This window comes from Chromobacterium piscinae (genome assembly GCF_021129175.1).
Lineage (GTDB): Bacteria > Pseudomonadota > Gammaproteobacteria > Burkholderiales > Chromobacteriaceae > Chromobacterium > Chromobacterium piscinae.
Window position 1 is genome coordinate 39,309 of record NZ_JAJOHV010000020.1, and the last position, 13,739, is coordinate 53,047.

A 13,739-nucleotide genomic window follows, 5' to 3' on the forward strand; every position below is an offset into this window, starting at 1 on the left:
ATCCCATGAATACCGAACTTGAGATTCAACGCCTGCGCCATCCCTTGCGTTTCCGCCTGCTGCAGGTGGCGCGCGTATCGCGGCTGTCGCCGTCCATGCTGCGCATCACTCTGGTTGGCGATGAGCTGGACGGCTTCATTTCCGCGTCTTTCGACGACCACGTGAAACTGTTCTTCCCCGAGCCCGGCGCAAAACAACCAACCTTGCCGTCCATCGCCGAGGACGGCGGCATCCGCTTTCCGGCCGACAAGCCCAAGCCGCCGATGCGCGACTACACCCCGCGCCGCTACGACGCGGCAGCTGGAGAGCTGGATATCGATTTTGTCGTCCACGCGGGCGGCATCGCCGCCGACTGGGCTTTGAGCGCCCAGCCCGGCGACAAGCTAGGCATCGGCGGCCCGCGCGGCTCACGCGTCATTCCCTCTGGTTTCGATTGGCATTGGCTGCTTGGCGACGAATCCGCGCTGCCGGCCATCGCCCGCAGGCTGGAGGAATTGCCAGACAATGCGCGGGGCTTGGCGCTGATCCTGGCCGACAGCCCGGATTGCCGTTTCGAGCTGACCGCGCCGGACGGAGTGGAAATCATCTGGCGTTACCGGAGCCGGAGCGAAAGCCTGGAGCAAGCGCTGGACGGGCGCGGCCTGCCCTCTGGCGCCGGCTTCGTCTGGGCGGCGGGCGAAAGCGGCGAGATGCGCGCCACCCACCAGCAACTGAAGCAGCGCGGCTTGTCCAAGGACAGGATGCGGGTGGCCGGCTACTGGAAGCGCGGCGACGCCGGCGCGCATGAAAGCATCAGCGAGGAGTGATGCCGGCGATGCGACCCGCATCGTAAAGCGGCTGTCGCGAATGCCGAAGGGCCCGGCGGTTTTTGCGCGCGTTTCGTCTATATTGGTTTACACGAGGGGTGGCGCTGGGTAGAATTTCGCCGCTTCAATGGGCGGGTTGCATGCGCGGTCGTAAGACGGCGCGGCGCCCGCCTCGTCGCATCCTGCCGCGCGAGGCCTCCCTCTCGCCGGCACGGCATGCCCCCTCGTTGAAGCGCCCGCGGCATGCCCGCGGGCAAGCCATCTCGAAAACTACTACTAGAAAAGCTGATGAAAATGACGTTTGCGATCAAGACCGCAGGATGCGCCGTAGCCGCCGCCCTGCTCGCCGGCTCCGCGCTGGCCAAGGACTTCAACGTGGCCGTGGTGTACGACCAGGCCGGCAAGTTCGACAAGAGCTTCAATGAAGCGGCCTATACCGGCGCCGAACGCTTCAAGAAAGAGTTCAAGATCAATTACCGCGAAGGTCAACCCAGCAACGATGCGCAGAAGGAGCAAGTGCTGCGCAATATGGCGCGCAAAGGCGCCGACCTGGTAGTGGCCGTGGGCTTCGCCTACACCCAATCGATCGAGACCGTGGCCAAGGAATTCCCGAACACCAAGTTCACGCTGGTGGACTCGGTGGCCAAGGGCGCCAATGTGCAAAGCATCGCCTTCAAGGAACAGGAAGGCTCCTTCCTGGTGGGCATGGCCGCCGCGCTGAAGTCCAAGACCGGCAAAGTGGGCTACCTGGGCGGCATGGACGTGCCGCTGATCCGCGCCTTTGGCTGCGGCTACGCGCAGGGCGCGCGCTACGTGAACCCGAAGGCCGTGGTGCTGCAGAACATGCTGGGCACCACCCACACCGCCTTCAATGACCCGTCGCGCGGCAACGAGCTGGCCAAGAGCCAGTACGACCGCGGCGCCGACGTGATCTTCGCCGCCGCTGCACTGTCGAATGTGGGCGTGATCCAGGCTGCCAAGGCTTCGGGCAAGTACTACATCGGCGTGGACAGCAACCAGAACTACATGCAGCCGGGCACCGTGCTGACCTCGATGGTCAAGCGCGTGGACAACGCCGTGTACGAAACCATGCGCGACGCCAAAGACGGCAAGTGGAAGCCGAGCACCAAGCTGATGGGTCTGAAGGAAAACGGCGTGGACTGGGCGCTGGACCAGTACAACCGCGCGCTGATCACGCCGGAAATGGAAAAGAAGATCATCGCCGCGCGCAAGGACATCATCGCCGGCAAGATCAAGGTGGTGGACTACCGCGCAGCCAACAGCTGCCCGGTGAACTGAGCCGCCAAGCCGCCGCCGGAGCCCGGGCCTGACAGGCCGCGCGGTTGTCGGGGCACCGTTCCTGACAGCGCCTTCTGGCGCTGTTTTCGTTTCTGCGTCGGCCCTTCCCGCCTGCTGCGGCCCTTCCTTTTGCGCGCGCCGCTTGCTTCTGCGTTTGCCAGAGTTGTCCCAATCCGACAAATATCCGATCGGCATGTTTCAATATCGCGCAATATGAGTCAAGTATGATTTCGCACCGGGCGGGATAATCCACCTCAAGACGCATTACCGCAGGGCGAGAGTCGAGATGCTCGCACCGCTGTTTTCCGTCTGACTAGGGCCTTGGCGATCCAGCCAGGCCGCTCAACCCACCGCGCCGCATGGCCAGACAGCAAGAGACCAAGATGAAAGACCTTACCGAAGGCGCGATCACCCGCCACATTTTGACAATGGCGGCGCCGATTGCGATCGGCATGATTTTCCAGGCGCTTTATTTTTTGATCGATCTGTATTTCATCGGCGAACTGGGCGCCCATGCGCTTGCCGGCGTCGGCGTCGCCGGCAATGCGGCCTTCTTAGTGATGGCGTTGACGCAAGTGCTGGGTGTAGGCACGGTGGCGCTGATTTCGCAGGCGGTGGGCCGCAAGGACCGCGCCGAGGCGAACCTGATCTTCAACCAGTCGCTGATGCTAGCGCTGCTGGTCGGCCTGGCGGTGTTGTTGATTGGTTACGCCGCCGCGCATGCCTATATGGTTTCGGTGTCCTCCGATTCGGCAACCATCGCTGCGGGTCGCACGTATCTGCATTGGTATATGCCGGGGCTGGCGCTGCAGTTCGCCCTGGTTTCGATGGGTTCGGCCTTGCGCGGCACCGGCATCGTCCAGCCTACGCTGGTGGTCCAGCTACTGAGCGTCATCATCAACGCGATCCTGGCGCCAGTACTGATCGCCGGCTGGCTGACCGGCCACCCGCTGGGGGTGGCCGGCGCCGGCTTGGCTAGCACACTGTCGCTGGCTGCTGCGGTGGCGGCCTTGTGGTTCTATTTTCATCGGCTTGAGCATTATGTCGGACTGGAACGGCGGCTGCTGGCGCCCCGATGGCGCGAGTGGGGCCGCATTCTGGCCATAGGTTTGCCGGCCGGCGGCGAGTACGCGCTGATGTTCCTGTTTTCGGCCGTCATCTACTGGGCGATCCGCGATTTCGGCACGGCAGCGCAGGCGGCTTTCGGCGCCGGCTCTCGCCTGGTGCAGGGGCTGATTCTGCCGGCGATGGCGGTGGCCTTCGCCGCCGGCCCCATCATCGGGCAGAATTTCGGCGCTGGCCGCGCCGACCGGGTACGGTCTTGCTTTGGCTCGGCGCTGTTTCTGATCAGCGCATTGATGGTGGCGGTGGCCGGGGGCGTTTACTGGCAGGCGGGAAGCCTGATTGGTTATTTCGCCAAGGATGGCGTGGTGGTGCGTTACGGCGTGCAGTTCTTGCAGCTGATCAGCTGGAACTTCATCGCCCAAGGGGTGATTTTCACCTGTTCCAGCATATTCCAGGGGCTGGGCGACACCCGGCCGGCGCTGCTGAGTTCCACGGTGCGTCTGCTAGCCTTTGTCGCCCCGGTGATGTGGTTGGTGGCGCAAGGAGGCTTTGCCATCGAGCAGGTATGGCATTTTTCCATCGGCAGCACCTTCATCCAGGCACTGGTCAGTCTGCTGCTGTTGCGGCGGCAGTTTAGCCAGCGGCTGCGGCCGGCGGCCGCGTTCGCGCGCTAAGGCCTGGGGTGGGCGGGAAATAACTTTGGCATATTTCTCCGCGCCATCTCCGCCCGCCTGCGCAAGCAGCCGCTTTATGGTATTCTTGCGCCCCCTCGTTTATTTTGCCGTGACCCGTCACTCATCAATGAAAGACCCTTGCGATCACTACACCTTCGACCTGATAGGCGGAGTGCCCAAGAAACCGGGCCGCAAACCGCTGGGCGAACGGGCGATGACGGTGGCCGAGCGCAAGCGCCGCAGCCGCGAGCTGCGCCGAAACCGATTGCAGGAGTTGTCGGTGACGGTGGAGCTGAGCCGGGACGCGCAGAAGTCTTTGGACAAGATGATCGAATGGTGGGGCGTCAGCAAGAAAGAGGCGATCAACCGAGCGCTGATGATCGCCTGCCAGTCGCAGACTGGCCGCACCGGCAGCCTGTTCGAGCTGGAACTTGGCATGCAGTTGCCCGCCAAGGCTCCGCGCCGCAAAGCGCCGCGCTGACGCTCAGATGAATTCTCCCGGCGGCAAATCCAGATTGACCGCCGCGCCGCGGAACGACGCTTCCGCCGCCCTAGCCTGCTCCGACAGCGGCTCCAGCACCACGGCCTTGCCCAGTTTATCGCTGCGCAAGGCATTTTCATCTTCGTTGGCGACCAGCACGGCATCGGCCGCTTCCCAGCCCCCTGAGCGCCGATAAAACGGCAATAACCCGGCATCGCAGGAAAACGCGGCGATATCGTAACGGCCGCAACCCCTGAGCCAATCCGATGCCGCGGCAGCGATGCGCTCCCCCAGGCCGTGTCCGCGAAGCTCCGGGCATACGGCGACGCAGCTGAGGCTGCCCAGCGAGAAAACGCTCCCCTGATGGACGATGGCTTTGCCCAGTACCGAGGCGTAAGCGATCAGCCGCCCATCCTCCAGCAGGTAAAACGATTGGGCTTCCAGCTCCGGCCGGTGCAGCGCCTCGTCCAGATCCGGCTCGCCCTCGCATTGGTAAGCCAGGTGCAGCATGGCATTGATCTCCCGGCGCAAGACCGGCGGTAGATCTATATACGGCGCGCTTATGACTTCCATATTCGATTTGTTTTCTTGATGCATTGCGACGGCCGGGTTGGTCTATGGAATCTCCAGCCAAGTTCCCGTAAAAACCCGTAAAAAAACGCCGCCCGCCCTCGCGGGCGAACGGCGCTATCACCAAGGTAATCGATTCGGCTATCAGGCCTTGCTGGCGGCCAGCTCCTGATATTCGGCGATCTGGTCGAAGTTCAGGTACTGGTAAACTTCGGCGCTCTTCTCGTTGATGATGCCGATATTGGCCTGGTACTCCTCAACGGTCGGGATCTTGCCCAGCTTGGAGCAGATCGCGGCCAGCTCGGCGGAACCCAGGAACACGTTGGAGTTCTTGCCCAGACGGTTCGGGAAGTTGCGGGTGGAGGTGGACATCACGGTCGCGCCCTCGCGCACCTGCGCCTGGTTGCCCATGCACAGCGAGCAACCCGGCATTTCCATGCGGGCGCCGGCGCGGCCCAGCACGCCGTAGTGGCCTTCTTCGGTCAGCTGCTTGGCGTCCATCTTGGTCGGCGGGGCCACCCACAGCTTGACTGGAATGTCGGCCTTGCCTTCCAGCAGTTTCGACGCGGCGCGGAAGTGGCCGATATTGGTCATGCACGAACCGATGAACACTTCGTCGATCTTGGTGCCGGCAACTTCGGACATGAACTTCACGTCGTCCGGGTCGTTCGGGCAGGCGACGATAGGCTCTTTCACATCGGCCAGGTCGATGTCGATCACGGCGGCGTACTCGGCGTCGGCATCGCCCTTCAGCAGCTGGCCGTTGGCGATCCACTCTTCCATCGACTTGATGCGGCGCTCCAGCGTGCGGGCGTCTTGGTAGCCATCGGCGATCATGGCCTTCATCAGCGTGATGTTGGAGCGCATGTATTCGACGATCGGCTCCTTGTTCAGGTGCACGGTGCAGCCGGCGGCGGAGCGCTCGGCGGAGGCGTCGGTCAGTTCGAACGCTTGCTCGACCTTCAGATCAGGCAGGCCTTCGATTTCCAGGATGCGGCCGGAGAAGATGTTCTTCTTGCCGGCTTTGGCCACGGTCAGCAGGCCTTGCTTGATCGCGTACAGCGGGATGGCGTTGACCAGGTCGCGCAGGGTTACGCCCGGCTGCAGCTTGCCCTTGAAACGCACCAGCACCGATTCCGGCATGTCCAGCGGCATCACGCCGGTGGCGGCGGCGAAAGCCACCAAGCCGGAGCCTGCCGGGAAGGAGATGCCGATCGGGAAGCGAGTGTGGCTGTCGCCGCCGGTGCCGACGGTGTCGGGCAGCAACAGACGGTTCAGCCAGCTGTGGATCACGCCGTCGCCCGGGCGCAGCGAAACGCCGCCGCGGGTGGAGATGAAGGCCGGCAGTTCCTTGTGCATCTTCACGTCCACCGGCTTCGGGTAAGCGGCGGTGTGGCAGAACGATTGCATCACCAGGTCGGCGGAGAAGCCCAGGCAAGCCAGGTCTTTCAGTTCGTCGCGGGTCATCGGCCCGGTGGTGTCCTGCGAGCCGACGGTGGTCATCTTCGGTTCGCAGTAGGTGCCCGGGCGCACGCCCTTGCCTTCCGGCAGGCCACAGGCGCGGCCGACCATCTTCTGGCCCAGGCTAAAGCCCTTGCCGGAATCGACCGGAGCCTTCGGCAGGCGGAACACGGTGGAGGCCGGCAGGCCCAGCGCTTCGCGCGCCTTGGAGGTCAGGCCGCGACCGATGATCAGGTTGATGCGGCCGCCGGCGCGCACTTCGTCCAGAATCACTTCGGACTTCAGCTTGAATTCGGATACGACGGCGCCATTCTTTTCGATTTTGCCGGCGTATGGGTAGACGTCGATCACGTCGCCCATTTCCAGCTTGGACACGTCCACTTCGATCGGCAGAGAGCCGGAGTCTTCCTGGGTATTGAAGAAGATCGGCGCGATCTTGCCGCCCAGCGTCACGCCGCCGAAGCGCTTGTTCGGCACGAAGGGGATGTCCTGGCCGGTGGCCCACACCACCGAGTTGGTGGCGGATTTGCGGGAGGAGCCGGTGCCGACCACGTCGCCCACGTAGGCGACCAGGTGGCCCTTTTTCTTCAGGTCGTCGATAAACTGCATCGGGCCGCGCTTGCCGTCTTCTTCCGGCTTGAAGGCCGCGTCGGCGCGAGTGTTCTTCAGCATCGCCAGGTAGTGCAACGGAATGTCCGGGCGGCTCCAGGCGTCCGGGGCCGGCGACAGATCGTCGGTATTGGTCTCGCCCGGCACCTTGAACACGGTGACGGTGATTTTCTCGGCTACTTCCGGACGGCTGGTGAACCACTCGGCATTGGCCCAAGACTCGACCACTTCCTTGGCGACGGCGTTGCCCTTGTCCATCTTTTCCTTCACATCGTGGAAGGAATCGAACATCAGCAGGGTTTTCTTCAGGCCGGCGGCGGCGATCTTGGCGACGGACGGATCATCCAGCAGATCGACCAGCGGCTTGATGTTGTAGCCGCCCAGCATGGTGCCCAAGAGCTCGGTGGCCAGCTCGCGCGAAACCAGCGGCGACTTCACACTGCCTTCGGCGACGGCAGCCAGGAAGGAGGCCTTGACCTTGGCGGCGTCATCCACGCCCGGCGGCACGCGATGGGTGATCAGCTCGACCAGCACGCCCTCTTCGCCCTTGGGCGGATTTTTCAGCAGTTCGACCAGTTCTTCGACCTGCTTGGCGGACAGCGGCAGGGGTGGAATGCCCAGCGCGGCGCGCTCGGCTACGTGCTGACGGTAAGCTTCTAACATGACTCGAGACCTTCTTGGCTTAAGGTTGTCGCAGGTCTGGCGGTTTGCCGCCAGTCTCCACTTGCAGGGTCTGCATCGCTCCCGGCTCATCGCGCCGGGATATGCACTTTGTAGTGACTGAAGATTACGCTGTTCGGCGCTTGCATACAAACGAGTAATCGCAACATGGATTGTGAGATAAAATCACAACATGAGCACCTACCCCCCTCTTAATTCATTGCGCATTTTCGAGGCCGCGGCAAGGCTGGAAAGCTTTTCCGCCGCCGCGGGCGAACTCTTCGTCACCCATGGCGCTGTGAGCAAACAGATTAAGCAGCTGGAAGATTGGCTGGGCGTGCCGCTGTTCGAGCGCAGTGGAGGACGCGTCCGGCTGACCGATGCCGGCTGGCGCTATCTGGTGCAGGTGCAGGACGGCCTGGATCTGATCGCCAACGCCACTGCCCAACTGCTGCAGCCCAACCGCCAGCGACGGCTTTCCATCAACTCCACGCCCACTTTCGCCGCCTATTGGCTGCTGCCCAGGCTGGAGCGCTTTCGCGAGCGCTTTCCCGATCTTGAGCTGCATCTGGCCACTTCGGACCGCGATCTGAGCCGGCTGGATTCGCCGTTCGACATCGCCATCCGCCGCGGCCCCGGAGATTGGCCGGGCTACATCGCCAAGCCATTCCTGAAGGAGTGGGAGCTGCCGCTATGCAGCCCGGCGCTGCTGGACAAGCTGCCGCTGAATCGTCCGGACGACCTCGTCACCCATACGCTGCTGCACGCGGACACTCGCCCCACCGCCTGGCCGCGCTGGCTGACGCTGGCCGGCGTCCCTGAGCTGAAGCCGGCCAGCAGCATGCATTTCGACAAGTTCTCGCTGGCGCTGCAAGCCGCGATAGACGGTTTGGGCGTGGTGTTGGGCCCCATGCCGATGGCGCAGGCGCTGATAGACGCGGGCCGGCTGGTGTCTCCGTTGCCGACGCCGGTGGTGACGGTGCGCGACTATTGCTGGGTGGCGCCGCGCATGTCGGCGGAGGACGCCACGGTGGCGACCTTCTGCCGCTGGCTGGAAAGCGAAGCGGACAAGGCGGCCCCTCTTCCGCGCTGAGCGCGCTTGCCGCCGCATCGTTTTGGCCAGTACAATCGATGCAAGTGGAGATGGCATGCCTCCCGTAACCGCCTCGCAAAGAGGCTGATGATGCCTACAGTATTCCTGGACCGGGAAGCTGTAGGCCTGCCCCTCAAAGCATGCCCGTCCAGACGATTGCCATCACAACGCATTGGACACCAATGAAATACCCCCTCCTTCCGGAAAGATTTTCTGCCCTGCCCTATATCGGCAAATGGCTGCTGTTGTCCGCGCTGGTTGCCGCGCTGACCGGCAGCGCCTCCGCCCTGTTTCTGTTTTCGCTGGATTGGGCCACGCAAACCCGCCTGAGCCGCCCCTGGCTGATCTGGCTGCTGCCGCTGGCCGGTTTCGCGGTCGGCCTAGCCTATTGGCGGCTGGGACAAGAGGTGGAGGCCGGCAACAATCTGCTGATCGATGAAATTCACGATCCGAAAAAAACCATCCCGTTGCGGATGGCGCCGCTGGTGCTGATCGGCACCATCGCCACTCATTTGTGCGGCGGCTCCGCCGGCCGGGAGGGCACCGCGGTGCAGATGGGCGGCGCGCTAGCCGACCAGGTCCACAAATGGCTGCCACTGCGGCGGGAGGACCGTCGCATTCTGCTGATGGCGGGGATCAGCGCCGGCTTCGCCTCGGTATTCGGCACACCTCTCGCGGGAGCCATCTTCGGCCTGGAAGTGCTGGCCATCGGCCGCCTGCGCTACGACGCCATCCTGCCCTGCCTGGCGGCGGCCATTCTGGGCGACCAGATCGGGCTGCTATGGGGCGTGCATCACACCCACTACCGGATTCCCTTCATTCCCGCGCCCAGCGCCTGGGGTTTGTGCGCGGCGGCGCTGGCCGGCGCCGCCTTCGGCCTGGTCGGCAAGCTGTTCGCCGAGTCCGTTCATGGCGTGGCCGGCGGTTTCAAGCGTCTCATCGCCTTCGCGCCGCTGCGGCCGCTGATCGGCGGCAGCGCGGTCGCGATCGCAGCCTCGCTGATGGACGCGCAGGCCTATCTGGGCCTGGGCATTCCCTCCATCGTGTCCGCCTTCCAGCAACCGCTGCCGGCCTATGACTTCATCGGCAAGCTGGGCTTCACCGTGGCGACGCTGGGGTCGGGATTCAAAGGCGGCGAGGTCACGCCGCTGTTCTACATTGGCGCGACGCTGGGCAACGCGCTGGCGCCCTGGCTGCATTTGCCCTTCCCCTTGCTGGCCGGCATGGGCTTCGTAGCGGTGTTCGCCGGCGCGGCCAATACGCCGCTGGCGTCGACGGTGATGGCGATGGAGCTGTTTGGGCCGGGAATCGGGGTTTACGCCGGGCTGGCTTGCGTGGTCAGCTATCTGTGTTCGGGCCACTCGGGCATCTATCGCGCGCAGCGGGTGGGCGTGGCCAAGCGGCGCGGCGTCCCGGAAAACATCCGGCTGGCGGAGTGGCCGGCATTGCGCCGCGCGGCCAGCCAGAAGGCGCGCGCGTCGGATCGCAGTGCCGGTTAGCGCACTGGTCCGGGGGGCAAGCCGATCAGCTTCACCTCCATCGGCGCGGCGTCGCGCGGCAGCCATTTGTTGTAGGTGCGCTTGTAGGTGCCGTCTTTCTTGATCGCCGCGAAACCGTCCTGCCAGCGTTTGACCTCTTCGACCGGCGTGCCGCGGGAAAAGGCCAGGTAGAGTTCCAGCGACTCAAGCACGCGCACCACTTCCACCGAATCAACCGGCTGATGGATGTCCTTCAGCACCGAGGAGACCACGAAGCCGCCTTCCACCCACATATCGTAGCGGCCCATCAACATTTTTTGCGCGGTCACCTGTGGCGTAGGCGCCAAGTCCACTTCGACGAACCCGGCAGCGGAGGCCGCGTCGGCGAAGATGCTGCCGCGGTAAGCGCCCACCGGGCGCTGGTAGATGCCAGCCCCCAGCGCCAGCAACTTGGCCGCCTCGCCCTTGCGCGCCAGCAACACGGTTTGCGATACGGCGATCGGCCCAAGCAGCGTCATTTGTTTCTCCCGTGCTTCGCTGCGGCCCACGGTAAACAGCATCACGCCGGGGCTGGTCAGCAGCTCCTTATAGCCTCGCGCCCATGGCACCACGTCGATCGGGCTGTTGTCGTGGATGCGGGCCTGGATCTCGCGCACCACCTCCACCGCCATGCCGTCGGCGATGCCGTTATGCTGGAAGGTGATGGGCGGCCATTCTTCGGTGTAAATGGTGATCGCCGGCGCCCGGGCCGACCAGGCGGACAGACTGAACAGCAACAGGACAAGGGCGCGGATCGGCATGGCATTCTCCTACGTATAACTAACATTTTCTTGATAGCCTCCAGCCGCCCCGCCTGCCGGCTTATTCGTTATAATGCCGCGTTGTGCCGCCAATCCGACGGCATTATCATTCGCGCACCTACCCATCCTAAGGAACGTCATGAGCCGCATCACCCTCTCCCGTTTTCTGATCGAACAACAGCGCAAGGCGGGCACGTTGCCGCCGGAACTGCGTCTGCTGATCGAAACCGTGGGCCGCGCCTGCAAGGCCATCAGCTATTCGGTGAACAAGGGCGCGCTGGCAGACGTGCTGGGCGAAGCCGGCACCGGCAACGTGCAGGGCGAGGCGCAGAAGAAGCTGGACGTGATCGCAAACGACTTCCTGCTGGACGCCAACGAATGGGGCGGCAGCCTGGCCGCCATGGCGTCGGAAGAGATGGAACTGCCCTACCACATCCCGGGCGAATACCCGAAGGGCGAATACCTGCTGATGTTCGATCCGCTGGATGGCTCGTCCAATATCGACGTCAATATCTCGGTCGGCACCATTTTCTCCATCCTGCGCAGCCCGGAGGGCGTGACGCAGCCGACCGAAGCCGACTTCCTGCAGCCCGGCACTCATCAAGTGGCGGCCGGCTATACCGTGTACGGACCGCAAACCATGCTGGTGCTGACCTTCGGCAGCGGTGTGCACGGCTTCACGCTGGATCGCGAGCACGGCTCCTTCGTGCTGACCCATCCGGACATGAAAGTGCCGGAACGCACCGCCGAATTCGCGATCAACATGTCCAATATGCGCCACTGGGAAGCGCCGGTGCGCCGCTACGTGGACGAGATGCTGGCCGGCTCAACCGGTCCGCGCGGCCGCGATTTCAATATGCGCTGGGTGGCGTCGATGGTGGCTGAAGTCCACCGCATCATCACCCGCGGCGGCATCTTCATGTACCCGAAGGACGCGCGCGACCCGTCCAAGGCCGGCAAGCTGCGCCTGATGTACGAAGGCAACCCGATGGCCTTCATCATCGAGCAGGCCGGCGGCGTCGCCACCAACGGCCATCAGCGCATCATGGACATCCAGCCGACCAAGCTGCACGAGCGCGTGGCGGTGTTCCTGGGCTCGAAGGAAGAGGTGGATCTGGTGACGCGCTACCACGCCGAGCAGCAATAAGCCGGCAGTCATTCCCCCGAAAAAGCCCGCGTTCAGCGGGCTTTTTCTTTGACTCAGTCAAATAGCGACCCTTGCTGGGGCGGATTCGGGATTTCGCCTTCCGCGCGCATCCCCTCTGCGGAAAACAGCTGCAGAAAAGCCCGCGCCTGCTCAGGATTGCGGCAATGCAGCCATTCCTGATGCAGCGCTGCGGGAATGATGACCAGCGAGCGCTTTTCGTCGCCAGGCCGGTGCATGCGGCCCATCACCCCGTGGCCCTCGGCATTGATGGTGATCTGGGTGAAGGCCAGCCTGACCGAGCCGTCGGCCTCGCGCCATTCCCGCCACAGGCCGGCCACCGCGAACGGCGCGCCATCCGCCATGCCTATCTTGGTGCGCACCGCCCTCCCGCTCTCATAGCAGGGTTCGTAGAAGGCTTGCATCGGCACCAGGCACAGCTGGCAGTTGCGCCAGGCGTCGCGGTAGCTGCGCAGCTGGCCTATGGTTTCCGCGCGCGCGTTCATGGTGCTCAGCCGCACGCCCTCAGGCAGGTGGCGCTTGGGGATGAAGCCGTAGCTGGCCATTCTCAGCCCGTCGCGGGTCAGGATGGGCGCTAGATAGTCTTGCCAGGCTTCATCCTGCCATTGCCATTCGCCCGGATCGCAGCCGAACCATTCGCGCAGCTGGCCGCGGCTGGGCGGGGTGAAATTGACGCACATATTCTCTTTGCTGGATTTTATGGCGGACAATGATACCGCGCCGACGACTGTCGGGCGATGCTTGGTCAGAAAGCCTCTTTGGAAAGCCATGACATGCCCCCATGTCCTTCCTTCCACTCCCAAGCCAGGAAGCGAACGATGATAGACCTCTATTACTGGACCACGCCCAACGGCCACAAGATCACGATTTTCCTCGAAGAAGCCGGCCTGCCCTACCGTATCGAGCCGGTCAACATTTCCGCCGGGGATCAATTCAAGCCGGATTTCCTGCGCATCGCGCCCAACAACCGCATTCCGGCCATCGTGGACCATGCGCCGCAGGGCGGCGGCGAGCCGATCAGCCTGTTCGAATCGGGCGCCATCCTGCTGTATCTGGCCGACAAGACCGGGCGCTTCATCCCGCAAGATCTGCGCGGCCGCAACGAGGCGCTGCAGTGGCTGTTCTGGCAGATGGGCGGCCTAGGGCCGATGGCAGGCCAGAACCATCACTTCACGCAATACGCGCCGGAGAAGCTGCCGTACGCGATCGACCGCTACGTGCGCGAAACCGCCCGCCTCTATCGCGTGCTGGACACGCATCTGTCCGATGGTCGCAATTTCATCGCCGGCGAATACTCGATCGCCGACATGGCCAGCTATCCGTGGATCGTGCCGCATCAGCGCCAGCAACAGAATCTGGACGATTTCCCGTCTCTCAAGCGCTGGTTCGACCGCATCGCCGAACGACCCGCAGTGCAACGCGCCTACGCGCTGGCGGAAACCATCAATACGGCGCCCTCGGTCACCGACGCCTCGCGCGCTATCCTGTTTGGCCAGGACGGCAAGCCCAGAGGCGGCTGATCTTTGCCCACCAAATAGCTTACGGCGGCCTTTGGGCTGCCGTTTTGATTGGGCCGCG

The 13,739-nt window shown here is 63.7% G+C and carries 12 protein-coding genes and 1 riboswitch; of the genes, 8 read left to right on the top strand and 4 right to left on the bottom strand.

What is annotated here, in order from left to right:
• The first annotated feature begins 5 nt into the window (after positions 1-5).
• The 4 genes from LQR33_RS06255 (at position 6) to LQR33_RS06270 (ending at position 4,325) form a co-directional block, all read left to right on the top strand.
• Positions 6-806, top strand: coding sequence for a siderophore-interacting protein (locus LQR33_RS06255; RefSeq protein ID WP_231178276.1), 801 nt, complete (start codon positions 6-8; stop codon positions 804-806).
• 288 nt (positions 807-1,094) lie between these two features.
• Positions 1,095-2,105 (top strand): BMP family lipoprotein, encoded by a 1,011-nt coding sequence (locus LQR33_RS06260; protein ID WP_166439108.1) that lies wholly within the window; start codon positions 1,095-1,097, stop codon positions 2,103-2,105.
• A gap of 383 nt (positions 2,106-2,488) precedes the next feature.
• Complete coding sequence (locus LQR33_RS06265; protein WP_166439109.1) at positions 2,489-3,844, top strand: MATE family efflux transporter; 1,356 nt, start codon at positions 2,489-2,491, stop codon at positions 3,842-3,844.
• A gap of 127 nt (positions 3,845-3,971) precedes the next feature.
• On the top strand, positions 3,972-4,325 hold the full coding sequence (locus tag LQR33_RS06270) for a hypothetical protein (protein WP_166439110.1): 354 nt from the start codon (positions 3,972-3,974) through the stop codon (positions 4,323-4,325).
• Between the two features lie 3 nt (positions 4,326-4,328).
• Here LQR33_RS06270 and LQR33_RS06275 read toward each other — a convergent pair whose 3' ends face one another.
• Positions 4,329-4,835 carry a GNAT family N-acetyltransferase gene (locus LQR33_RS06275; protein ID WP_231178272.1) on the bottom strand — a complete coding sequence of 169 codons (507 nt, stop codon included), beginning with the start codon at positions 4,833-4,835 and terminating at the stop codon, positions 4,329-4,331.
• A 204-nt stretch (positions 4,836-5,039) separates the two neighbouring features.
• The gene (gene acnB / locus LQR33_RS06280) at positions 5,040-7,628 is read right to left on the bottom strand and encodes a bifunctional aconitate hydratase 2/2-methylisocitrate dehydratase (protein WP_231467998.1); all 2,589 of its coding nucleotides are present in this window, start codon (positions 7,626-7,628) and stop codon (positions 5,040-5,042) included.
• A 190-nt stretch (positions 7,629-7,818) separates the two neighbouring features.
• On the opposite strand from acnB, the gene gcvA reads away from it, so the two are divergent.
• Both gcvA and LQR33_RS06290 read left to right on the top strand, forming a co-directional pair.
• Positions 7,819-8,718, top strand: coding sequence for a transcriptional regulator GcvA (gene gcvA, locus LQR33_RS06285; RefSeq protein WP_221664408.1), 900 nt, complete (start codon positions 7,819-7,821; stop codon positions 8,716-8,718).
• A 37-nt stretch (positions 8,719-8,755) separates the two neighbouring features.
• Positions 8,756-8,822, top strand: a riboswitch (Fluoride riboswitch).
• Between the two features lie 78 nt (positions 8,823-8,900).
• Complete coding sequence (locus LQR33_RS06290) at positions 8,901-10,217, top strand: voltage-gated chloride channel family protein (RefSeq protein WP_231468000.1); 1,317 nt, start codon at positions 8,901-8,903, stop codon at positions 10,215-10,217.
• Here LQR33_RS06290 and LQR33_RS06295 read toward each other — a convergent pair.
• Positions 10,214-10,996, bottom strand: a complete 783-nt coding sequence (locus LQR33_RS06295) for a substrate-binding periplasmic protein (RefSeq protein WP_231178267.1) — start codon at positions 10,994-10,996, stop codon at positions 10,214-10,216. The two genes, LQR33_RS06290 and LQR33_RS06295, sit on opposite strands and share 4 nt — an antisense overlap.
• A gap of 139 nt (positions 10,997-11,135) precedes the next feature.
• On the opposite strand from LQR33_RS06295, the gene LQR33_RS06300 reads away from it, so the two are divergent.
• Positions 11,136-12,143 carry a class 1 fructose-bisphosphatase gene (locus LQR33_RS06300; RefSeq protein ID WP_166439116.1) on the top strand — a complete coding sequence of 336 codons (1,008 nt, stop codon included), beginning with the start codon at positions 11,136-11,138 and terminating at the stop codon, positions 12,141-12,143.
• Positions 12,144-12,196: 53 nt separating this feature from the next.
• On the opposite strand, the gene LQR33_RS06305 is transcribed toward LQR33_RS06300, so the two are convergent.
• Positions 12,197-12,841, bottom strand: a complete 645-nt coding sequence (locus tag LQR33_RS06305) for an SOS response-associated peptidase (protein ID WP_166439117.1) — start codon at positions 12,839-12,841, stop codon at positions 12,197-12,199.
• Between the two features lie 138 nt (positions 12,842-12,979).
• On the opposite strand from LQR33_RS06305, the gene LQR33_RS06310 reads away from it, so the two are divergent.
• On the top strand, positions 12,980-13,681 hold the full coding sequence (locus tag LQR33_RS06310; protein WP_231468002.1) for a glutathione binding-like protein: 702 nt from the start codon (positions 12,980-12,982) through the stop codon (positions 13,679-13,681).
• Positions 13,682-13,739 lie beyond the last annotated feature (58 nt).